This window comes from Mycobacterium scrofulaceum, from assembly GCF_002086735.1.
Taxonomy (GTDB): domain Bacteria; phylum Actinomycetota; class Actinomycetes; order Mycobacteriales; family Mycobacteriaceae; genus Mycobacterium; species Mycobacterium scrofulaceum.
In genome coordinates this window covers 135,956-160,780 of record NZ_MVIJ01000005.1, presented here as the reverse complement: position 1 = coordinate 160,780, position 24,825 = coordinate 135,956, and the positions used below count along the sequence as shown (strand labels likewise).

Genomic DNA, 24,825 nt, shown 5'->3' with positions numbered 1-24,825 from the left:
GCGCCGCGAACAACCCCGGAATCGACACCGGCACCCACGGCTCGACCAGCACCGCACGGTTACCCATCTCATCCAGCCGGCGATGCTCGGCGGCGTCCAGCGCGTCCGTCGCCGAGAGCCGTCGGCCCGGGTCGGTGGTCATGGCGTCGAGCAGCCGCCGCAGCCGTTCGAACAGCATCGCGACCGCGTCCGCGTCGAACACGTCGGCGTCGTATTCGACCCGGAGACGCATCTCGGGCCCCGGCTGGGCCTGGATGGTCAGCGGGTAGTGGGTGGATTCCCGGCTGGCGATGTCGGTGATGGACAGCTCGTGGTCGCCCGACAGGGCGGTCCCGTCGATCGGGTAGTTCTCGTAGGCGAACAGGGTGTCGAACAGCTTGTCCTGACCGGTGATCCGGTGAATCTCGTTGAGCGCCAGGTGCTGGTGATCGAACGTGTGGTTGTGGGCGCGCTGCAGCTGCTCGAGCAGGTCGGCGGCCGTGGTCGTCGGGGTGAGGGTGGCCCGCACCGGCACGGTGTTGATCAGCAGGCCGACCATCGTTTCCGCGCCGGGGATCTCGGCCGGCCTGCCCGAGACGGTGGTTCCGAACACGACGTCGTGCTGGCCGGTCAGCCAGCACAGCAGTTGGGCGTAGGCCGCCTGCAGCACCGTGTTGACGGTGGTGTGGCACGAGCGGGCCAGCTCGCCGACGGCCCGGGTGAGTTCGGCCGGCAACGTGAAGCTCTGCACGCCTTGCTCCCCCGGCCGCAGCCGGTCCTGGTGGCCGACCAGGGCGGGGGCGTCGAAGCCGGCGAACACCTCGCCCCAGGCGGCGCGGGCGGCGTCGCGGTCGCGGGCGGCCAGCCAGCTGACGAAGCTGCGGTAGGGCGCCACCGCGGGCAGCCGCTGACCGTAGTAGCCGGCGAAGATGTCGCCGAGCAGGATGGGCATCGACCAGCCGTCGAGCACGACGTGGTGGTTGGTCAGCACCAGCCGGTGGCGGCGAATTCCGGTGCGGATCAAGGTGACTCGGAAGGGCGGCTGGTTGGCGAGGTCGCAGACGGCGGCGCGCTCGGCGGCGCAGAGCCGCTGGATGCGCTCGTCGGGGCCGGGGTCGCCGTCCAGTTCGAGGTACTGCCAGGCGACCGCGGGGTCGGCCGTGATCACTTGCACCGGTTCGTCGAACTGGTCGTAGAAGCGGGCCACCAGGTTCGGGTGGCGCTTGACGACCGCGTGCACGGCCTCGCGCAGGCGGTCGGGGTCCAGCGGCCCGGTGACGCCGATGTCGAGCTGCCCGGCGTAGAGGTCGGTGGCATCCTGGCCGCCGCCGCGCACGGTGTGGGCGTGGAAGAGCAGTCCCTGCTGCACCGGGGTCAGCGGCAGCACGTCGGCGATGCGGTGTTGCCGTTGCAGCTGGTCGATCTGCTGTTGGGTCAGGCGGGCGGGCGCGATGTCCGACGGTGTCAGGCCGCCGCCGCCGGAACGCACGTGCGCGCAGATGCCGGTCAGGGCATCGAACCACAACCGGCTCAGCCGGCTGATCCGGTCGCCGTCCAGCGCGGAGGGCGCCCACGTCCAGTTGGCGTGCAGGCGGGGGCCGTCCGCGGTGTCGACGGTGGCCGCGTTGAGCTCCAGGGCGTGCATCAGCGGCATGGGGATGGCGGCGGCCGCGGCGGTGACCGCGTCCTGCACGGGCCGCCACATCTCGTCGGAGAGCTCGGCCGAACCGCCTTGGCGCCCAAGGTAGTTGAACCCGATCGGCGGGTCGGCGGCGTCCAGGCCGGTGTCGGGGCCCAGGTGGCGCAGCAGCCCGTAGCCCAGCGGGTCGGGCAGCGAGCGCAGCTGTTCCTTGGCGTCCTTGACCGCCGCGCCCAGCGACGGGTCGCCGGAAACCACTTGCGCCCACCGCAGCTCGGCCAGCGTCAACGACGCCGGGTATTTGGCGGTGAACCACCCCACGGTGCGCGACAGGTCGAGGTCGCGGCCGAGCTCTTCGTCGCGCCCGTGGGACTCGACGTCGATGCCGATCGGCGCGCCGCCGGTGCCCAGCGATTCCGCCACCGCCAGGGCGAACGCGATCAGCAGGATGTCCTGGACGCCGGCGTGGAAGGCGGCCGGCACCGCACCGAGCAGCATGCCGGTGGTCTCGGGATCGAGCTCCACCGAGAGGTGCCCGGCGGTGGCGAAGGTGTCCGTCTCCGGGCGCACCGCCGGCAGCGCGGCGGGCGTCGCCGCGACCCGCTGCCAGGCGTCCAGCTGGTCGACGACCTCGGGGTGGCTCGCACGCTCGGCCAGCCGGGACGCCCACCGGGCGAAGGACGTCCCCGCCGCGGGCAACGCCACCGGCTGGCCCGCCCGGTGCTGTGCCCAGGCGATGTTCAAATCTTCCAACAGGATTCGCCAGGACACGCCGTCGACGGCGAGGTGGTGGATGATCACCAGCAGCTGGCCGGTGGAGGTGACCCACAGGGCGCTGAGCATGGCCCCGGCCGCCGGGTTCAACCGCGAGCGGGCCTCGGCGACCGCGGCGTCGGATAGCTCGCCCACCGTGTCCAGGCAGTCGCGGGCGTCCACGGTGCCCGCCTCGGGCACCGTGAGCGACCACTCCCCCTCGGGGTCGTCCACGCGTAGCCGCAGCATGCCGTGCCGGTCGAGCAGGGCCTGCAGCACCACCAGCACGTCGGCCTCGCCGGCCCCGGCGGGGGCCTGCACCAGCATCGCCTGGTTGAACTGGTCGACCGGCCCGGCCACGTCGCGCAGCCAGCGCACGATTGGGGTGGCCGCCACCGGTCCCACGCCCTCGTCGGCCACGTCGGCCGCCGCGTCGGCGACCTCGGCCACCCGGGCCAGCCGGGCAACGGTCTGTTCGACGAAGATGTCGCGGGTCCGGCAGATCAGGCCGGCGGCGCGGGCCCGCGTGACCACCTGCATCGACGAGATGCTGTCGCCGCCGAGGTCGAAGAAGGAGTCGTCGACCCCGACCCGGTCGAGGCCGAGGACCTGGGCGTAGATGCCGGCGAGGATCTCCTCGACGGCGTTGTTCGGGGCGCGGTATTGGTCGGCGTCGGAGTATTCCGGTGCGGGCAGGGCGCGGGTGTCGAGTTTGCCGTTCGGCGTGAGCGGCAGCGCGTCGAGCGTCACCACGGCGGCGGGAATCATGTACGCGGGCAACCGCTCGGCCAGTGCGGCACGCGCCCAGGCCGGGTCGGCCGTTCCGGTGATGTAAGCGACCAGGCGCTTGCCACCGCGGCGGTCCTCGCGGGCGACGACGACCGCGTGCTCCACTCCGTCCAGCCAGGCCAGCGCGGCTCGCACCTCGCCGAGCTCGATGCGGTACCCGCGGATCTTGACCTGCTCGTCGGCGCGTCCCAGGTAGTCCAGCTGTCCGTCGGCGCGCCAGCGCACCAGGTCGCCGGTGCGGTACATGCGGATGCCGGCGCCGCCGAACGGGCATGCCACGAAACGCGACGCGGTGAGCCCCGCGCGCCGCCAATATCCGCAGGCCACCCCGGTACCGGCCACGTACAGCTCGCCGACCACGCCGGCCGGCACCGGCCGCAGCCGCCCGTCGAGCACGAACAACGCGTTCCCGGGCACCGGGGACCCGATCGGCACCACCCCGGACTCCACGGACACCGCCGTGAGCGGCTCGCTGACCGCCGCGTAGATGGTGGCCTCGGTCGGGCCGTAGGCGTTGATCATCGCCCGGTCCGGACCCCACCGGTCGACCAGCTCGGCCGGGCACGCTTCGCCCGCCACCACCAGGGCGACCGAGTCCAGCCCCTCGGGCGGCAGCATCGCGGCCGCCGACGGCGTCTGGCTCAGCACGCTGACCCCTTCGGCGACCAGCAACGCGTGGAAGTCTTCCGGCGAGCGCGCCACGGTTTCGGGCACCACGACCAGCCGACCGCCGTGCAGGAGCGCGCCGAAGATCTCGTGGATCGAGACGTCGAAGGCCAGCGAGTGCCATTGTGACCACACCCCGGCGCGCGGCAGGCCGGCGTCCATGCGCGCCAGCAGTTGGGTCGCGTTCCGGTGGGTGACCGCCACGCCCTTGGGGACACCGGTGGTGCCCGACGTGTAGATGAGGTAGGCGAGGTCCTCCGGCGCCGGCGCCGTCAGCGCGGTCGGGCCGGGCGGCACGGTGGCGTCGATGTCGCCGACTTCGATGACGGGCACGTGGTGGCCGAGCAGCCGGTCGGCCAGCTCCGCGGTGGTGACGACGGCCATGGGTGCGGCGTCGGAGAGCACGAACCCGATCCGGGACTCCGGCAGCGCCGGGTCGATCGGCAGGTAGGCGGCCCCGGACTTGAGCACCGCCAGGATCGCCACGATGGCCTCGGCCGAACGCGAAAACAGCAGGGCCACCGACTGTCCCGGGCCGGCCCCGCGGCCGGCCAACACGCTCGCCAACCGGTTCGCGGCCTCGTCCAGCTCGCGGTAGGTCAGGGTCCGGCCGGCGCACACGAGGGCGACCGCCTCCGGCGTGCGGGCCACCTGCGCGGCGAACAGCGCCGGAATGGACACCGGCGCGGCCGCGGGCGCCGCGAGCACCGCCCGGTTCCCGATCCGGTCGAGGTGGGCATGCTCGGCCTCGTCGAGCAGGTCCAGCGACGACAGCACGCGGGCGGGGTCGACCGTCATCGCCGTCAGGACCCGCTGCAGCCGTGCGACGAGCGCGGCGATGCTGTCCGCGTCGAAGACGTCGGTGCGGAATTCGACGGTCCCGCCGATCCCGGCGGGCTCTCCGGCCTCGCTCCAGCGCTCGGCCAGCGAGAAGGTCAGGTCCATGCGGGCGGTCTGGGTGTCCACGGGTATGGGCGTGATCTCGACGTCACCCAGGGACAGGCCGGCGACCGGACCGGCGTCCTGCCCGGCGAAGTTCTGCCACGCCAGCATCACCTGCACGAGGGGGTGGTGGGTCAGGCTCCGGGCCGGGTTGAGCCGCTCGACGAGCACCTCGAACGGCACGTCCTGGTTTTCGTAGGCGGCAAGGCTGCGCTGCCGTACCTGGGCCAGCAGGTCGGTGAAGGTGGGGTCGCCGGCCACGTCGACGCGCAACACCAGGGTGTTGACGAAGAAGCCGACCAGCTCGTCGAGCGCGGGGTCGCGCCGCCCGGCGATCGGGAAGCCCACCGCCACATCGGGACTGGCGCTGATCTTGGACAGCAGCACCGCCAGGGCGCTCTGCACCACCATGAAGCTGGTGGCGTTGTGCTTGCGGGCGACCTCGCCCACCCGCCGCTGCAGTTCGGCGGGCCAGTCGATTTCGACGGTGGCGCCGCGCTGGTCGGCCACCAGCGGGTAGGGCCGGTCGGTGGGCAGCGGCACCCGGTCGGGCATCCCGGCCAGGGCGTCTTCCCAGTAGGCCAGCTGGGCCGCGATGAGGCTCTCGCGGTCGTCCAAATCACCGAATTGCGCCCGCTGCCACAGTGTGTAATCGACGTATTGCACCGCCAGGGGCGCCCAGCCGGGGGCGTGCCCGGAGCAGCGGCTGGCATAGGCCACACCGAGATCGCGCACCAGCGGGGTGATCGACATCCCGTCGGCGGCGATGTGGTGGACCACGGCCACCAGCACGTGCAAGTCCTCGTGGACACGGAAAAGCTCCGCGCGAAGCGGGATTTCGGCCGCGAGGTCGAAGGTGTAGCGCGCGGCGTCGCCGATGGCCTCGTCGAGCTGGCCGGCCGACCAGGCGGTGGCGTCGACGATCTCCCAGCCGAAGCCGGCCTGTTCGACGGGGGTCACCAGCTGCTGGGGCGTGCCCTCGGGCGCCGCGATCAGGGTGCGCAGGCTCTCGTGGCGGGCGACCACGTCGGCCAGCGCGGCGCCGAGCGCGTCGGGGTCGAGCCGGCCGCGCAGCCGCAGCGCGGCCGCCATGTTGTAAACCGGTGACGGGCCCTGCAATTGGTCGAGGAACCACAACCGGTTCTGCGCGAACGACAGCGGGACCACGGCGGGCCGCTCGGCGGCCACCAATGGCTCCAGGCCGCCGCCGCCCTCCCCGATCCGCAGCGCGAGCTGGGCGACCGTGGGCGCCTCGAAGACGACGCGCACGGGAAGGCCGGCGTCGAGGTTTCTGTTGACGGCGGCGATCAGGCCCATCGCCGAAATGCTTTCGCCGCCGAGTTCGAAGAAGGAGTCGTCGGTGCTGACGCGCTCGAGGCCCAGGACGTCGGCGAAGATGGCGGCCAGGATTTCTTCGGTGGGAGTCTGGGGGGCGCGGTACTGGCCGGTGGCGTAGTCCGGGGCCGGCAACGCGCGGGTGTCCAACTTGCCGTTGGCGGTCAGCGGCAACGAGTCAAGCCCCACGACCGCCGCGGGCACCATGAACCCCGGCAACCGCACCGACAACTGAGCCCGCAACACCTCCACGTCGGCGCCACCGGTGACATACCCCACCAGACGCTTGTCCCCGGGCCGGTCCTCACGGGCGATCACCACCGCCTGCTCCACCCCGTCCAACCCGCTCAGCGCGGCCTGGATCTCGCCCAACTCGATGCGATACCCGCGGATCTTGACCTGCTCATCGGCGCGACCCAGATACCGCAACTGCCCATCAGCACCCCAGCACGCCAAATCCCCGGTCCGATACATCCGCGATCCGGCCCCGCCGAACGGGCAGGCCATAAACCGCGACGCGGTCAGCCCGGGCCGACCCAGATATCCCACCGCGACACCGGATCCGGCCACATACAACTCCCCGACCACACCTTCGGGAACCGGACGCAACCAGCCGTCGAGCACGAACAACCCCGCCCCAGACACCGGAGACCCGATCGGGGGCACACCCGACCCCGGCGCCAGCGGGACGCTGATCGCCACACACATCGTGGTCTCGGTCGGCCCATACGCGTTGAGCAGTACCCGACCCGACGCCCAACGATCCACCACCTCGGGCGGACACGCCTCCCCGGCCAACACCACCGCCACCCCATCCAGGCCCGCCGGGTCCAACATCGCCACCGCCGACGGCGTCTGGGTCAACACCGATACCTCTTCGGCGACCAACAGATCGTGCAACTCCTCGGGCGCACGCGCGGTGTCCTCATCCACCACCACCACCCGCCCGCCGCGCAGCAGCGGGGCGAAGATCTCCCACACCGACACGTCGAAAGCCAGCGAATGCGCATGCGACCACACCCCGGGCGCCGGCAGGCCCGCATCCAGCGACCCGATCAACGCCGTCACGTTACGATGCGTGACCCCAACACCTTTGGGCACACCCGTGGTACCCGAGGTGTAAATCAGATACGCCAGCCCCTCAGCGTCAGGCTCGGGCAACCCGGTGTCCGGCTCGGCGTCGATGCGCGGGTCGTTGACATCGACCACCGCCACCCCATGCCCGTCCAGCCGCCCCGCCAACTCCGCGGTGCTGACCGCGACAACCGGCGTGGCGTCCCCGAGCATGAATTCGATCCGGCCATCCGGCGACGAAGGATCGATCGACACATACGCCGCCCCGGTCTTGAGCACCCCCAACATCGCCGCGACCGCCTCCGCCGACCGCGAAAACAGCAGCGCCACAGTCCGCCCCGGCCCCGCGCCATGTTCCACCAACAGGTGCGCCAACCGGTTCGACGCCACGTCCAACTCGCGATACGTCACCGACAGGCCCTGGCACACCAGCGCCACCGCCCCCGGCGCCTCAGCCACCCGCGCCGCAAACACCGAAGGCACCGACACCGATGTCGACGACGGCCCGGTCAGAACCGCTTGATTGCCAAACGCTTCCAGGCGTGCGCGTTCCCCGGTGTCGAGCAGGTCGACAGAGGACAACGCCTGGCCAGAGTCGTCGGCCAGCGCCGCCAGCACCCGTTGCAACCGGCCGATCAGCGCCTCGATGGTGTCCGCGTCGAACACGTCGGTGCGGAACTCCACCCGCCCGCCGATGCCGGCGGGCTCGCCGGTCTCGTTCCAGCGTTCGGCCAGTGAGAACACCAGATCCATTCGGGCCGACTGGGTGTCGACGGGCACGGAGGAGACCTCGAGGTCGCCCAGCGCCAGACCGGCCGCCGGGTCGTCGTGGCCGGCGAAGTTCTGCCAGGCCAACATCACCTGTACCAGCGGGTGGTGGGTCAGGCTGCGGGTCGGGTTGAGCCGCTCCACCAGCAGCTCGAACGGCACGTCCTGGTGTTCGAAGGCCTCCAGGCTGCGCGCCTGAACCCGGGCGAGCAGTTCGGCGAGGCTGGGGTTGCCGCCCAGGTCGACCCGCAGCACCAGGGTGTTGACGAAGAAGCCGACCAGCTGGTCGAGCGCGCGGTCGCGCCGCCCGGCGATTGGGAAGCCCACCGAAACATCCGTGCTGGCACCGATTTTCGACAGCAGGACGGCCAGGGCCGCCTGCACCACCATGAAGGTGGTTGCGTTGTGTTCGCGGGCCACCCGCCGAACCTGCTGCTGCAGCTCGGCCGGCCAGTCGACGACGACGCTTGCGCCGCGCTGGTCGGCGACGGGCGGGTAGGGGCGGTCGGTGGGCAGTTCCAACCGCTCGGGCATCCCGGCCAGGGCCTCTTCCCAGTAGGCCAGCTGGGCCGCGATGGGGCTCTCGCTGTCGTCCAGGTCACCGAACTGCGCCCGCTGCCACAGCGTGTAGTCGACGTACTGCACCGGCAGGTCGGCCCATCCGGGCGCCCGACCGTCGGACCGGGCGGCGTACGCCACGCTCAGGTCGGCGGCCAACGGGGTGAGCGACAGGCCGTCCGCGGCGATGTGGTGCACCACGATGACCAGCAGGTGTTCCCGATCGTCGAGCGCGAACAGCCTTGCCCGTAGCGGGATTTCGGCCGCCAGGTCGAAGGTGTGGCGGGTGGTCGCCGCGATGGCCTCGTCCCGCTCGCCGGCCGAAAGCCCGGTGGCGTCGACCACGTCCCAACCGAAATCGGCCCGCTCGGCGGGGACGACCACCTGCTCGGGGGCGCCCTCGCGCGCGGGGAACAGCGTGCGCAGGCTCTCGTGGCGGCCCACCACGTCGGCCAGCGCCGCCCGCATCGCGTCGGCGTCCAAAAGCCCGCCCAGCCGCAACGCGGCCGCCATGTTGTAAACCGGTGACGGGCCCTGCAATTGCTGGATGAACCACAACCGGCTCTGGGCGAACGACAACGGGATCACGGCCGGGCGCTCGCCGGCCACCAGCGGCGCCAGCCGGCCCGCGCCCTCGTCGATGCGGGGGGCCAGCTGCGCGACCGTCGGCGCCTCGAACACGACCCGCACCGGAAGATCGGTATCCAGCGCGGAATTGACCGCCGAGATCAGCCGCATCGTGGACAGTGAGTCGCCGCCGAGGTCGAAGAAGGAGTCGTCGGCCCCGACGCGCTCGACGCCGAGCACGTCGGCGAAGATGCCCGCCAGGATCTCCTCGGTCGCGGTGGCCGGGGCGCGGTAGTTGGCGGCGTCCTGGTAGTCCGGCGCGGGCAGGGCGCGGGTGTCGAGCTTGCCGTTGACCGTCATGGGCAGCGCGGGCAACACGACGACCGCGGCCGGAACCATGTACGCGGGCAGCCGCTCGGCCACCGCGGCGCGGGCCGTGGCGGTATCGGCCGTCCCGGTGACGTAACCCACCAGGCGTTTATCGCCGGGCCGGTCCTCCCGGGCGACCACCACCGCCTGCTCGACCCCGTCCACGGCGCTGAGGGCGGCCTGGATCTCGCCGAGTTCGATGCGGTAGCCGCGGATCTTGACCTGCTCGTCGGCGCGGCCCAGGTAGCGCAGCTGCCCGTCGGGGCCCCAGCACACCAGGTCGCCGGTGCGATACATGCGGGTTCCGGGCGCGCCGAACGGGCAGGCCATGAAGCGCGACGCGGTCAGGGCGGATCGGCGCCAGTACCCGACGCCGACGCCGTCGCCGGCCAGGTACAGCTCGCCGACCACCCCGGCCGGCACCGGCCGCAGCCATTCGTCCAGCACGAAGAAGGCCGCCCGCGTGACCGGGGAGCCGATCGGGGGGAAGCCGGATCCCGCTTCCAGCGGCGCGCTCTTGCACGCCCACATCGTGGTTTCGGTGGGGCCGTAGACGTTTACCATCACCCGCCCGGGAGCCCAGCGGTCCACCAGCTCGGGTGGGCAGGGCTCCGCGCCGATCACCAGCGCGGTCGCGTCCAGGCCGTCCGTGGGCAGCATCCCGACCGCCGACGGCGTCTGGGTCAGCACCGTGACCCGCTCCCGCACCAGCAGCGCGTGGAACTCTTCGGGCGAGCGCGAGACCGACTCAGGCACCACGACCAGCCGACCACCGTGCAGCAGGGCGCCCCAGATCTCCCACACCGAGAAGTCGAAGGCATACGAGTGGAATTGCGTCCACACCTGTTCCGGCGCGAGCTCGATGCCGATCTGCAGCGAATCGAAGAGCTGCGCGACGTTGTAGTGGGTCACCGCAACGCCTTTGGGCACACCGGTGGTGCCGGACGTGTAGATGACGTGCGCCAGGTCGTCGGGGGCCGGCCCCGGTGGCGCCGTGCCGGGCTGGTCGTCGACGGCCGGGTCGTCGACGTCGATCACGGCCAGGTCGAACCCGTCCAGCCGGCGGGCCAGGGCGGCGGTGGTGACGGCGGCGATCGGCGCGGCGTCGGCGAGCATGAACTCCATCCGGGCCGCTGGCAGCGCCGGGTCGATCGGCAGGTAGGCGGCCCCGGATTTGAGGGCGGCGAGGATGGCCACGATCGCCTGGGCCGAACGCGGAAACAGCAGCGCCACCCGCTCGCCCGGGCGGGCGCCGCGCCGGATCATCAAGTGCGCCAACCGGTTCGCCGCCTCGTCGAGCTCCCGGTACGTCATCGACCGGCCGTCGCACACCAGCGCGACCGCGTCGGGCGTGCGGGCCGCCTGCGCGGCGAACAACGCCGGGACCGACACCGGAGTCGCCGGGCGGGCCAGCGCCTCGCTGTTGCCCCAGCTCTGCAGCCGGGCGTGCTCGCCGGCGTCCAGCAGGTCGACCGTCGACAGGCGACGCGCCGGATCCGAGGTGACCGCCGCCAGCAGCCGTTGCAGCCGCTCGATCAACGACACCACGGTGTCCGCGTCGTACACGTCGGTGCGGTATTCCGCGGTCACGCCGATCCCGGCGTGCTGGCCGGCCTCGGTCCAGCGGTCGGCCAGCGAGAACGTCAAATCCATGCGCGCCGTGTGGGTCTCCACCGGCATCGGTGTGGCCTGCACGTCGCCCAGAGCCAGCGAGGCGGTCGGGTTGGTGTCGTAGCCCGGGAAGTTCTCCCAGCCCAGCAGCACCTGGATCAGCGGGTGATGGGTGAGGCTGCGGGTGGGGTTCAGCCGGTCCACCAGGAATTCGAACGGCACGTCCTGGTGCTCGAAGGCGGCCAGGCTGCGCCGTCGCACCTGGGCCAGCAGCTCGGCGAAGGTGGGGTCCCCGCCTAGCTCTTTGAGGTCCACGCGCAACACCAGGGTGTTGACGAAGAACCCGACCAGCTCGTCGAGCGCGGGGTCGCGCCGCCCGGCGATCGGGAAGCCCACGGCGACGTCGTCGCTGGCGGTGATCTTCGCGAGCAACGCGGCGAACGCGGCCTGGATGACCATGAAGCTGGTCGCGTTGTGCTCGCGCGCCACCCGGCGGATCTGCTGCTGCAACTCCGTCGGCCAGTCCACGGCCAGCCGGGCGCCGCGGTGGTCGGCGACCGGCGGGTAGGGGCGATCGGTGGGCAGCTGCAGCAGTTCGGGCATGCCGGCCAGGGCCTCTTCCCAGAAGTCCAGCTGCGCGGCGATGCGGCTGCCGCTGTCCTCGAGCTCCCCGAACTGCGCGCGCTGCCACAGCGTGAAGTCGACGTACTGCACCGACATCGGCGCCCAGTCGGGCTCCCGGCCCGCGCACCGGCTGGCGTACGCCACGCCCAGGTCACGCGCCAGCGGGGCGATCGACCAGCCGTCCGCGGCGATGTGGTGCACCACGGCGACCAGCACGTGCTCGTCGTCGCTGGTGGTGAGAAGTTCTGCGTAGATGGGGATTTCGTTGGCCAGGTCGAACGTGTGACCGGCCGCGGCGTCCATGGCCTCGCGCAGCCGGCTCTCGGTCCACCCGCGGGCGTCGACGGTGGCGAAGCCCAGGCGGGCCTGTTCGGCGGGAAGCACCACCTGCTGCGGTATCCCGTCGGCCGACGCGAACACCGTGCGCAGGCTTTCGTGGCGGCCCACCACGTCGGCGAGCGCCGCGCCGAACGCGTCGGTGTCGACGCGCCCCCGCAGCCGCAGGGCCACCGCGATGTTGTAGACCGGCGACGGGCCCTGGAACTGATCGATGAACCACAACCGGTTCTGCGCGAACGACAGCGGCACCACGGCGGGCCGGTCGACGGCCACCAGCGGATCCAGCCGGCCCGCGTCCCCGCCGACCAGCGGCGCCAGCTCGGCGACCGTGGGCGCGTCGAACACGGCGCGCACGCCCAGGTTGGCGCCCAGGCTGGTGTTGATGCCGGCGATCAGGCGCATCGCCGACAGCGAGTCCCCGCCGAGGTCGAAGAACGAGTCGTCGACGCCGACCCGTTCCAGCCCGAGCACCTGAGCGTAGATGCCGGCGAGGATCTCCTGCACCGCGCCGACCGGGGCGCGGTAACGGTCGGCATCCTGGTAGTCGGGCGCGGGCAGGGCCTTGCGGTCGAGCTTGCCCGAGGAGGTCAGCGGGAATTCCTCGAGCGCCACAATGTGTGTCGGGACCATGTACTCGGGCAGCCACTCGCCCAACCGCCGGCGCACGGCGGCGATCTTGGTGTTGGCGTGCGGATCGTTGGCGAGGCTGCGTCGGTTCGTCCCCGCCGGGGGCAGATAGAGGTCGGTCAGCGGCGCGTCGGCGTCGGCGACGAAGACCGCGCTCAGGGTGCCGGGTTGGGCGCCCCAGGTGACCGCGACGCGGTATCCGGCGGCCTCGCCGAGGCGGTGCAGCTCCTCGGGCACGGTGGCGTCGGCGGCGTTACCCGCGCGCGCGAGCGCGTCGGCCACGGGCAGGCCGGCGGCCAGCGCGGCCTCGACGTCGACGTCGGCGACGACGCCGGTGTGGGGAATGTCGGTGACGCGGAACACATCCGGGCGTTGGGAGGTCAGCCGCTCGCGCAGCGCGCCCGGGCCGGCGCACTGGGCCCACGCCCAGGTCGGCGCGGCGGCCACCGAACGCGCGGGCGTAGGGGCCTTGCGGATGACGACGTCGTAGCGGTACCGGTTCAGCTCGTTGTCGGCCGAGCCGCGCTTGAGTTGGACCTCCAGCGCGCCGGCCGCCGGGCGTTCGGCCGCCCAGGCGGTGAAAAACTCTGGCGCGAGCAACAATTCGGTCTCGCCGAGCATGGCGTGGCGGACGCGCTGGCGGATCTCGGCCGACTCGGCGGTGCCGGCGGCGCGGGCCAGGGCGATCCCGGTCTGGAAGGCGCCCTGCAGCGCGTGGTTGCGGATGTCGCCGATGAAGACCGCCCCGCCGGGCGCCAGCAGCTCCAGCGCGGCGTCGATGACGTCGGCCAGGTATGCCGCGTTCGGGAAGTATTGGACGACCGAGTTCAAGATGATGGTGTCGAAGGAGCCCGGCGCCAGCCCGTCGGTGACGTGGGCCGGCTGGGTCAGCAGCCGGACGCGATCCCGCCACGGGATCTGCCGCTGCTCCAGCGAGCGGCGCAGGTTCTCGATCGCGGCGGCCGAAAAGTCCGTGGCGACATACCGATCGCACTCCGGGGCGATCTGGGTGAGCAGCAACCCCGAGCCCGCCCCGATCTCCAGGACGCGCCGCGGCCGCAGGGCCATGATCCGGTCGACGGTCGCGGCGCGCCACTCGACCATCTCGTCGAGCGGGATCGGGTCGCCGGTGTAACTGCTGTTCCAGCCGCGGAAGTCCATCCCGAAGTCGGATCCCGCCTCGGGGCTGTACAGCTCGTCGTAGAGGTGCTGCCACTGTTCGACGCTTTCCGCGTCGGAGGCGTCGCCGTCCGCGGTGGCGTCGGGGTCGAGCGTGACGTAGGCGACGAGGTGCGAGCCGGTGGACCCGTCCTGCACGGTGACGGCGGCCCGGGTGACCTCGGGGCAGGCCAGCAGCGTGTTCTCGATCTCGCCCAGCTCGATGCGCTGCCCGCGCAGTTTGATCTGGCTGTCGGCGCGACCCAGGTAGTCCAGGGTTCCGTCGGGGGCCCACCGCACCAAGTCGCCCGTGCGGTACATCCGTTCGCCCACGCTCCCAAAGGGATTCGCGACGAATCGTTCGGCGGTCAACTCCATCCGGCCGACGTAGCCGTGCGCCAGCGCTGGCCCGCTCAGATACAGCTCGCCCACCACCCCGACCGGCACCGGGTTCAGCCAGGCGTCCAGCACCAGGGCGCGCACCCCCGCGATGGGAGCGCCGATGCGAATCGGCTGCTGCGCCGACAGCCGGGCGCAGGTGACCCAGATCGTGGTCTCGCTGGGGCCGTAGCCGTTGAACATCCGCCGGTCCGGCGCCCAGGCGTCCACCAGCTCCGGCAGGCAGGCCTCCCCTACCGCGATCAGCGTGTCGAGGCCCTCCAGGCGGTCGGAGTCCAGCGTGGATACCACCGTCGGGGTCAAGATCGCGGCGGTTACCCCGTGGCTTTGCATCAGCGCGGTCAGCGCCTCGCCGGCGTAGACCCCCGACGGCGCCACGACCAGGGCGGCCCCGGACCCCGCCGCCAGCAGCAACTCGCCGACCGAGGCGTCGAACGTCGGCGACGCGACCATGAGCAGCCGGGCGTCGGCGCCCAGCGCGAACAGCTCGCGTTGCGCGGCGGTCCAGCCCAGCAGACCGGAGTGGCTGACGGCCACGCCCTTGGGGGTGCCGGTGGAACCGGAGGTGAAGATCACGTACGCGCTGCTGTTCACGCCGAGCGCCGACAGCCGCTCGGCGTCGGTGATCGGCTCGGCCGACTGTCCGGACACGTCGAGGTCGTCGACGCGCAGCACCGGGCGACGGCCGGCGCCGGCGACTTCGTCTGTGCCGCAAGCCAATACACAGACCGCCCCCACGGCGTCGAGCACCGTCGCGATGCGCTCGACGGGATGGGCGCGATCGATGGGGGCATAGAGGCCGCCGGCCTTGACCACCGCCCACCACGCGACCACCAGCTCCGCGCGGCGGTCCATCGCCACGCCGACGGCGCGGTCGGGACCCACGCCGGCCTCGATCAGGGTCCGGGCCAGCCGCGTCGACCACTCGTCGAGCTCCCGGTAGGACAGTCGCCGCGCCCCGTCGAGGACGGCCGGCGCGTCCGGGTCGGCCGCGACCGCCGCGGCCAGCAACTCAGGCGCCACGCCAATGGGCGCGGTCACGGCGGCGCCCGACATCCGCGACAGCACCAGGTCCCGCTCGGCGGGGTCCAGCAGGTCCACCGACGACAGGCGACGGGCGGGATCGGCGGTCATGGCCGCCAGCGCCCGCTGGAAGCGTTCGACGAGCGCCTCGATGCTCGCGCCGTCGAACACGTCGGCGTCGAACTCGACGTGCAGGCCGAGCTCGCGGCCCGGCAGTGCCTCCATCGTGAGCGGATAGTGGTTGTACTCACGGTTGGTGAACCCCGCGATGGCCAAGCCGTCGGGACCCAGCTGCATGCCCTCGTCGATCGGGTAGTTCTCGTAGACGAAGAGGGTGTCGAAGAGTTGCTCGTGGCCGGTGGCGCGGTGAATGTCGCTGAGCGCCAGGTGCTGGTGCTCGAGCGTGTCGTTGTGGCCGTCCTGCAGCTGGCGCAGCAGGTCCGCGGTGGTGGTGGTCGCGGTGATGTTGGCGCGCACGGGCACCGTGTTGATCAGCAGCCCGACCATCGACTCCGCGCCGTCCACCTCGAGCTGGCCGACCCGGGACCGCGGGGTGCCGAAGACGACGTCGTGCTGACCCGTCAGCGAGGTCAGCAGCAGCGCCCAGGCGCCCTGCAGCACCGTGCTGACGGTGGTGTGGCAGGAGCGGGCCAGCTCGGTGAGGGCGCCGGTGGTTTCCTCGTCGACGCGGAACGTTTCGGCGCCCCGCCGCCCTTGGCCCAGGCGATCTTTGGGGCCGACCAGTGTCGGAGTCTCGAAGTCGGTGAGCATTTCGGCCCAGGCGCCGCGGGCGGCGTCCAGATCGCGGTCGGCCAGCCAGGTGACGAAGCTCCGATAGGGCGCGGCGGCGGGCAGCGGCTCCCCGTAGTAGCCGGTGAACATCTCGCGCAGCAGGATCGGCAGCGACCAGCCGTCCAGCACGATGTGGTGGTTGGTCAGCACCAGCCGGTGCTGGTCCGGCCCGGTGCGGATCAACGCCACCCGGAACGGCGGCTGGTCGGCCAGGTCACCGACGGCGGCGCGTTCGGCGGCGCACAGCTCCTCGATCTGCTGCTCGGTGTCGAGCTCGACGCACCGCCACGCCGCCACGGGGTCGGCCGGGATGATCTGCACCGGCTCGTCGAACCGCTCGTAGAACCGGGCCGCCAGGTGTGGGTGCCGGCTGATCACGGTGCGCACAGCGTCGCGCAGGCGGGCGGGGTCCAGCGGTCCGGTGAGCGTGAAATCCAGCTGCACCGCGTACATGTCGTCGCCCCCCTGGGCGGTGCTGGAGTGGAACAGCAGCCCCTGTTGCAGCGGGGTCAGCGGCAAAATGTCGGCGAGGTCGTAGCGCCGGTGCAGCTCGTCGATCTGCGGTTGGCTCAGCCGGGCGGGCGCGATGTCCGACGGGGTGAGCCCGCCGCCGCCGGCCCGCACGTGTGCGCAGATGCCGGACAGCGCGTCGAACCAGAGTTGGCTGAGCCGGCGGACCTGCGTTTCGTCGAGCGCCGACGCCGCCCAGGTCCAGTTGGCGTGCAGTTGGGGACCGGCGTCGGTGTCGAGGGTGCCGGCGTTGAGTTCTACGGTGTGCGCCAACGACATTGGGATGGCCGCGGCGGCCCCGGTGAAAGACAGGCTCTCCGGGTGCAGCCGCCACAGCTCATCGGAGAGCTCGGTTCCCGCGACGAGGCGACCGAGGTAGTTGAACCCGATCGTGGGGTCGGCGCCGTCCAGCCGCACGTGGCCGTTCAGGTAACGCAGCACGCCGTAGGTCAGCGGGTGCGGCACGGCGCGAAGCTGTTCCTTGGCCTCTTTGATCAGCGTTCCGAGGGCGGGTTCCCCGGCGCGCACCTGGGCCCAGGGCATCCCGCCGACGGTGAGCGAGACCGGGTACTTGGTGGTGAACCAGCCGACGGTGCGCGACAGGTCGACGTCGGGAGCGAGTTCCTCGTGGCGGCCGTGACCCTCCACGTCGATGCCGATGGGCCCGCCGGCGGCGAGGTCGGGGCCCAGGAACTCCGCCCAGGCCAAACCGAACGCGATCAGCAGGATGTCTTGCAGGCCAGCGTGAAACGCCGCGGGGGCCTCGCCGAGCAGGGTGCGGGTGACCTCGGCGTCCAGGGCGGCGGACAGCTGCCCGGCGGTGGCGTAGGTGTCGGCCTCGGGGCGCGCCGGCGGCACGGCGGGCGGCGTGGCGGCGATCCGCTTCCAGGCGTCGGCCTGCACGACGACCTCCGGGCGGTGCGCGTACTCCTCGAGCAGCGTCGCCCACCGGGCGAACGACGTGCCGCCCACGGGCAACTCCACCGGCTGCCCGGCGCGGAGCTGCGCCCAGGCGATGTTCAAGTCTTCCAGCAGGATTCGCCAGGACACCCCGTCGACGGCCAGATGGTGGACGACCAGCGCCAGCTGCCCGGTGCGGCCGGCCCATAGCGCGCTCAGCATCGTGCCGGTGGCCGGGTTCAGCCGCGACCGGGCGTCCAGCAGCGCCGCGTCGGACAGGGTGTCCACGGACTGCAGGCAACCGGCCGCGTCCACGGATCCGGCCTCCGGCACGCTCAACGACCAGTCGTCGACGCGCAATCGCAGCATGGCGTGCCGGTCCAGCAGGGCCTGCAGCGCCGTCGTGACGTCGGCCTCGGTCACTCCCCCGGGCGCCTGCAGCACCATGGTCTGGTTGAACTGGTCGACCGAACCGCTGACGCTTTGCAACCAGCGCATGATCGGGGTGGCCCGCACCGGGCCGAGCCCCTCGTCGATCACGCCGGCGGCGCCGCCGCTCGCGCTCGTGACGCGGGCCAGCCGGGCCACGGTCTGTTCGACGAAGACGTCCCGGGGCCGGCACGTGAGGCCGGCGGCCCGCGCTCGCGACACCACTTGCAGCGCCAGGATGCTGTCGCCGCCGAGTTCGAAGAAGGAGTCGTCGGTGCTGACGCGCTCGAGGCCCAGGACGTCGGCGAAGATGGCGGCCAGGATTTCTTCGGTGGGAGTCTGGGGGGCGCGGTACTGGCCGGTGGCGTAGTCCGGGGCCGGCAACGCGCGGGTGTCCAACTTGCCGTTGGCGGTCAGCGGCAACGAGTCAAGCCCCACGACCGCCGCGGGCACCATGAACCCCGGCAACCGCACCGACAACTGAGCCCGCAACACCTCCACGTCGGCGCCACCGGTGACATACCCCACCAGACGCTTGTCCCCGGGCCGGTCCTCACGGGCGATCACCACCGCCTGCTCCACCCCGTCCAACCCGCTCAGCGCGGCCTGGATCTCGCCCAACTCGATGCGATACCCGCGGATCTTGACCTGCTCATCGGCGCGACCCAGATACCGCAACTGCCCATCAGCACCCCAGCACGCCAAATCCCCGGTCCGATACATCCGCGATCCGGCCCCGCCGAACGGGCAGGCCATAAACCGCGACGCGGTCAGCCCGGGCCGACCCAGATATCCCACCGCGACACCGGATCCGGCCACATACAACTCCCCGACCACACCTTCGGGAACCGGACGCAACCAGCCGTCGAGCACGAACAACCCCGCCCCAGACACCGGAGACCCGATCGGGGGCACACCCGACCCCGGCGCCAGCGGGACGCTGATCGCCACACACATCGTGGTCTCGGTCGGCCCATACGCGTTGAGCAGTACCCGACCCGGCGCCCAACGATCCACCACCTCGGGCGGACACGCCTCCCCGGCCAACACCACCGCCACCCCATCCAGGCCCGCCGGGTCCAACATCGCCACCGCCGACGGCGTCTGGGTCAACACCGATACCTCTTCGGCGACCAACAGATCGTGCAACTCCTCGGGCGCACGCGCGGTGTCCTCATCCACCACCACCACCCGCCCGCCGCGCAGCAGCGGGGCGAAGATCTCCCACACCGACACGTCGAAAGCCAGCGAATGCGCATGCGACCACACCCCGGGCGCCGGCAGGCCCGCATCCAGCGACCCGATCAACGCCGTCACGTTACGATGCGTGACCCCAACACCTTTGGGCACACCCGTGGTACCCGAGGTGTAAATCAGATACGCCAGCCCCTCAGCGTCAGGCTCGGGCAACCCGGTGTCCGGCTCGGCGTCGATGCGCGGGTCGTTGACATCGACCACCGCCACCCCATGCCCGTCCAGCCGCCCCGCCAACTCCGCGGTGCTGACCGCGACAACCGGCGTGGCGTCCCCGAGCATGAATTCGATCCGGCCATCCGGCGACGAAGGATCGATCGACACATACGCCGCCCCGGTCTTAAGCACCCCCAACATCGCCGCGACCGCCTCCGCCGACCGCGAAAACAGCAGCGCCACAGTCCGCCCCGGCCCCGCGCCATGTTCCACCAACAGGTGCGCCAACCGGTTCGACGCCACGTCCAACTCGCGATACGTCACCGACAGGCCCTGGCACACCAGCGCCACCGCCCCCGGCGCCTCAGCCACCCGCGCCGCAAACACCGAAGGCACCGACACCGACGTCGACGACGGCCCGGTCAAAACCGCCCGATTACCAAACGCTTCCAACCGGCCGCGCTCCCCATCACCGAGCACATCCACCGACGACAACACCCGCGACGGGTCGTCGGCCATCGCGACCAGCAGCCGCTGCAACCGGCCGGCCAAGTCCGAGGCGTCGAAGTTCGAAAAGGGTTGTCCCACACCGACGGTGCTCAGGAATTGCTGGTCCCCGAAGCCGAGGAAGAACAATCCGAAGTGACCCACCGGCCCGAAGGTGGTGTAGGTCGCGGTGGCGGGCACACCCGCGAGGTTGAGGGTGAGCCTGGCCGGGACGAAGTTGACGACGACGCGATTCGACGCCTGCGGTGCGCCGCGGAAGCCGCCGTCGCCGCCCAGCATGTGCACGGGAAATCGCTGGTGCCGCAACGCTTCGCGCGAGCGAGCATCAACCTGCCGGAGGAAATCGGCGAACGTGCCTTGCGGCCGCGCGTGCAGGACCAGTGGCATGACTCCGGCGAGCATGCCGGGGTGCGTCTTCGACTCGGGATCCAGGCGACGGCTGACCGGGAAGTCGAGCACCACTTCGTCCGAATTGTCGGCGCGAAGGGCGCGCACCAGGAGCGCGCACGCGGCGGTGAGGACGGAGGATCGGCGGACGCCCAGCGTCTTGGACAACCGTTTGATCAGCCCGACGACCGACGCGTCCAGTTGGACCGGCGGCGAGGGCGCGTACGGGTCCCGATCACTGGCGGCCTCGGTCAGCCGGTAATCGGGTTCGCTCGCGGTGGGAAGGTGGTCGGCCCAATAAACTTGATCCGCCATGTAATCGGCGGATGCGGCGTACTCCAGTTCGCTGCTGACCAGGTCCCGCAAGGTGCCGAAGAAGGCCGGAGAGATGGCCGCGCCGGAGGCGAGCGCGGTGTAGACCGCCGCGATCCGGCGGCCGAGCAGGGCGAGTCCCAGCCCGTCGATGGCGATGTGGTGGCAGCAGGTGAACCAGTAGTACTCGTCGGGTGCCGTCTGGAAAAGATAGAAGTTGATCATCGGCCCGGTGAGGGGTATCGGCGTCCGCTGGATGGCCGACGTCCGCTCGCGGACTTCCCGCTCGGGATCGGGCGATCCGCTCACGTCATAGAAGGGCAGATCGACGTCGGCGTTGTCGATCGCGGTCTGGAAGACCTCGCCGTCGACCTCGAAGAAGCACGCGCGGATGCTTTCCGCCTCGCCCACCACGTGGCGCATGGCCTGTTCGAACAGGGCGCGGTCGACGGCGCCCTCGATCCGCACCAGCACGCCGAGTTGCCACGCCACATCGAAGTGACCTGTTTGCTGCGCGAGCCAGATATCGAGCTGCGCTCGCGTCAGCGGTAGCGCGCGGTCACTCAGTTCCACCAAACCCCCCCGAAAGCTTTCCCCACTCCTTCATACCTAGACCGTCTATACATCACAAACCGGGAGCGGCCAGCCTGTCACGCAGCGCCTTCGGGCGGATATCGGGCCAGTTTTTCTCGATGTAGTCCAGACAAGACGCGCGGTCAGCCTCTCCATGCACCACTCGCCAGCCGGCCGGGACGTCGGCGAACACCGGCCAAAGGCTGTGCTGCTCCTCGTTATTGACCAATACGACAAATTTGCCGTTGTCATCGTCGAACGGGTTGAGCTGCACGGGACGACCTCCTACAACCGAGATGGAAATGGCAAGAAACACTGCGCGCAGCACGAACCGCGCTGCAGCGCTTCAGGATTGGCCGTTAGTCTCGACCAGTTTGGCGACTCGCACACCGGCACGGCGCCGGCGCCAACGAGCTTCGCGGAGATCCCCGTCGTGATGTGACCGTCATTGGCTGCGGTTCTGGCCCCAGTTGTGTCCCCGACCCGAATCGCAATGCCGTCCGCAGCGTCAACGGTAACCCGGAAACCGCATACGCTGTTTCGCGGGGGCTCCCGTCGGCGCACCAGCGGACCAATAGCAGGCTGGCTCTACGACTTTGGATGTCGCGCTCCACGGCTCGGCGGGTACCCGCCGACCCCTGAGGTCAAACATGTGAATTTCGTTCCCACATAAGAGATTCGCACCACCGAGCTGTTGCACGCGCGTCAGGCCGCCCAGCAAAACAAACTTTTGTCCCGCGGCGGCCCCGCCGGTGCACGGGAGGGGCGCCGGGCGGGGTTTGCCGAGATCGACTGCACGGGTCGGTCCCAACGGAGGGTGTGCTTTGCGCCCGAGTCCCGGGCCCACTCACGACGAGAGGTCGGTTGAAGCGGCGAGGACCGTAAGTACGTGCATTACGCGTCTCAACACCCGTTATTGCGGATCTCCACCGCGAGGTGAGATCGCCGCTCGGTCCCGGCGCGACGCCGAAGCCACAATAGCCGGTTGCTGCCCTCCGTCCGGCGCCGTGGCCGCCGGCGATGCCGAAGGTTGCTGCGGAGCGGTCGGCCGCGCACGCGCTGCGCCCAAACTGTCACCCCCGACACCGGGGAGACGGCGGCGGTCCGGGGCACCGGCTACGTCGTCGGGGCGGGTCGCACGCCGGCGTCGGGCTCAGATCGACGGGCCGGTGGCCGGCGGTGTTCACGCGTGGTTGGCGGGGCGTTCACCGAAGACAGTCATCCGAACGCCTTGCCCCAGAGCGCGATTCGATACGCCGACCCCGATCGCGGGTGTGGCAGAGGTCATACCAATGCCGTAGGTCACAATTCCCCCGTGCAGGTGTTTAGACGCCCCGGGCCACGGGTAGAGCTGCGCCAATGTGGGGGTCCGTGGTGGGGCTGGGAATTCTGGCCGCGCTCAATCCGGTGCGGCTCGGCCTCGCCCTCCTGATGATCTCGCGGCCGCGGCCGGGCCCGAATTTGCTCGCCTACTGGGTCGGCGGCCTCACCGTGTGCGTGCCCGAGCTGCTCGCCCCGCTGCTCCTGCTGAACTTCACGTCCGTCTTCGGATCCGCCGGCCATGGCTCGGCGGCCCCGACGGCGAGCTCGACCCTCCCGCATATCCAGATTGGCCTCGGCGTGCTCGGGCTGGTGATCGCCGCGCTGATGGCGGTGCGCTTCTCGGGGCGCCGGCGCGTAGCGGCCCGGGCATCGAGCGCCGGCGCCGAGCCGCCCTCGCCGGCGCCGGAGTCGCCGATCGCGGTGCCACGATTCCTGACCCGCGCTGGGGAGGTTTCCGCCGACGATGATTCGGCGTTGCGGCGCCTGCTCCACCGAGCCCATCGCGCGTGGGAAAAGGGATCGCTGTGGATCGCGTGGCTGATCGGCCTGGCTTCGGTGCCGGTCGACGGGGTTCTCTTCATTCTTGCGATCATCGTGGCGTCTAGGGCGGCGATCGCCACCCAGGTCAGCGCCTCCGTCGCCTTCGTCCTGCTGATGTATTCCGTGGTCGAGATGATCCTGGTGGGTTACGTCGCCGCGCCGGCGCGTACTCAGGCGCTGCTACGGCAGCTGCACGACTGGGTGCGTGCCTACCACCGGCAGATCCTGGTGACCGTGTTCACGGTGGTCGGTGTCTCGCAGCTGGCCCAGGGCATGCACGTCCTCTGAGACGCGACTCGCCCCGCCACGGATCGGGCAATCGCATGCAGCGGGGACTCCCGGGACGATACAAAGGCACTGGCGTCTCTTTTCTCGGCGGCGTTGGGAGCGCTCGTGATCACTTTGGACCGCTTGGTCAACGTGCTGGGTGGTTATGGGGTCCGCTTGGCCTGGTCGTCGGCGCCCAGGTCGGCCGAGTTGCGCAGCGTGGTCATCCACGAGGGTGAGCGCGTCGTCGTCGGCGACGTCCTCCTCGCGATCGGCGCAGGGTCGCTCGGAGAGGGGATCCGCTGGGCGCGTTCGGCGCATGCGGTCGTGGTGTTGACACGCGAGAGCGCCGAGCCGCTGACGCTCGACGAGGACGTCGGGGTGGGCGCGGTGATGGTGGTCGACGAGACGCTCTCGTGGAGCGAGGTGGCCGCTGTCATCTACGGGCTGGTGCTGGAGGGCCGCGAAACCGCCGCCGGCCGCGGCCCGACCGACCTGTTCGCGCTGGCGGACAGCCTGGCCGAGGCGATCGGCAGTGGCGTGGTCATCCATGACCGGCTGCTGCGCGTGCTCGCGTACTCGCGGCTGCAGCAGCACCCCGACCCGGCGCGGGTCGAGACCATCCTGGACCGCCAGACGCCGGACCGGCTGCGCGCATTGTTCGACGCCCGCGGCGTATTCGCGCAGCTGACCGGCTCGGAGGAGCCGTTCTTTGTCGCGGGCGACGCGGACCACGGCGTGACCGGGCGCATGGTCGTCGCGGTGCGCTCCGGCCGGGAACTGATGGGTTCGGTATGGGTCGCCTGTTCGGAGCCGCTGGACGAGCCGGCCCGCAACGCCCTGGCCGAGGGCGCCCACACCGTCGCCCTGCACCTGTTGCGCTCACAGGCCAGCGCCGATCTCGAACGTCAGGTCGAGTCCGAACTGGTGTTCCTGCTGCTGGAGGGCAGCGCCGATTCCGGCACGGCGGCAAGCAAGCTCGGCCTGCCGCAGGGCGGTTTGCGGGTGATCGCGCTGCAGGCGTCCGTCGGCGCCGAACGCGACGCCGCCCTGCTGCTGGCGTTCGACCGCGCGACCACCGGGTTCGGCTGGTCACGGCCCGGTCGGAGCGCCCTGGCGGGCAACACGATCTACACCGTGCTTCCCGCCGGGCCGGCCTCGACGGCACGCCGCTGGGTGAGCGGCCTGACAGCCGCCCTTCCCGAACACGTGACCGTATTGGCCGGTATCAGCGGCGCGGCCGCGGTGGCCGACCTCGCCGCGGCGCGCCAGGAGGCCGACGAGTGTCTGGCGCTGCACGAGGCGTCGCCGGAGTCCGCTCCGCCCGCCTACGACGAATCGTGGGACGACATCCTGCTGCAGCGGCTGCGCACCGCAGCGCGGGCCGGCCGCACCCCGACCCGCGGACCGGTGGCCGAGCTGCGCCGCCACGACCGCGCCCACGGAACGGACTACCTCGCCACGCTCCGGGCGTGGCTCGAGGCCCAGGGCGACCCCGCCGAAGCCGGCGAGCGTCTCGGAGTGCACGAAAACACCGTCCGCTACCGCCTCCGCAAGATGGCCGAGATCACCAACCTGCCGCTGGACGACGCGAGAAAGCGGCTCGCCTTGATGATCGAGCTCGCGGCCGCCGATATCCCCTGATCGAACGCTGT

The 24,825-nt window shown here is 71.2% G+C and carries 4 protein-coding genes; 2 read left to right on the top strand and 2 right to left on the bottom strand.

The annotated features are described in order from the left end of the window. Nucleotides 1-21,040: non-ribosomal peptide synthetase (locus tag BST44_RS05690; RefSeq protein WP_083175608.1), on the bottom strand; the 21,040-nt coding region annotated here is incomplete at its 3' end. A gap of 52 nt (nucleotides 21,041-21,092) precedes the next feature. Continuing rightward, entirely contained in the window at nucleotides 21,093-21,314 is a 222-nt protein-coding gene (locus BST44_RS05685) for an MbtH family protein (RefSeq protein ID WP_083175575.1), read from the bottom strand. A gap of 1,085 nt (nucleotides 21,315-22,399) precedes the next feature. Here BST44_RS05685 and BST44_RS05680 point away from each other — a divergent pair. Next, nucleotides 22,400-23,191, top strand: a complete 792-nt coding sequence (locus BST44_RS05680) for a GAP family protein (protein ID WP_083175573.1) — start codon at nucleotides 22,400-22,402, stop codon at nucleotides 23,189-23,191. 105 nt (nucleotides 23,192-23,296) lie between these two features. Next, the gene (locus tag BST44_RS05675) at nucleotides 23,297-24,814 is read left to right on the top strand and encodes a PucR family transcriptional regulator (protein WP_083175572.1); all 1,518 of its coding nucleotides are present in this window, start codon (nucleotides 23,297-23,299) and stop codon (nucleotides 24,812-24,814) included. Nucleotides 24,815-24,825 lie beyond the last annotated feature (11 nt).

What these genes read in the sequence shown, in the direction of transcription:
- BST44_RS05680 (WP_083175573.1), top strand. Translation starts at nt 22,400, where the DNA reads ATGTGGGGGTCCGTGGTGGGGCTGGGAATTCTGGCCGCGCTCAATCCG.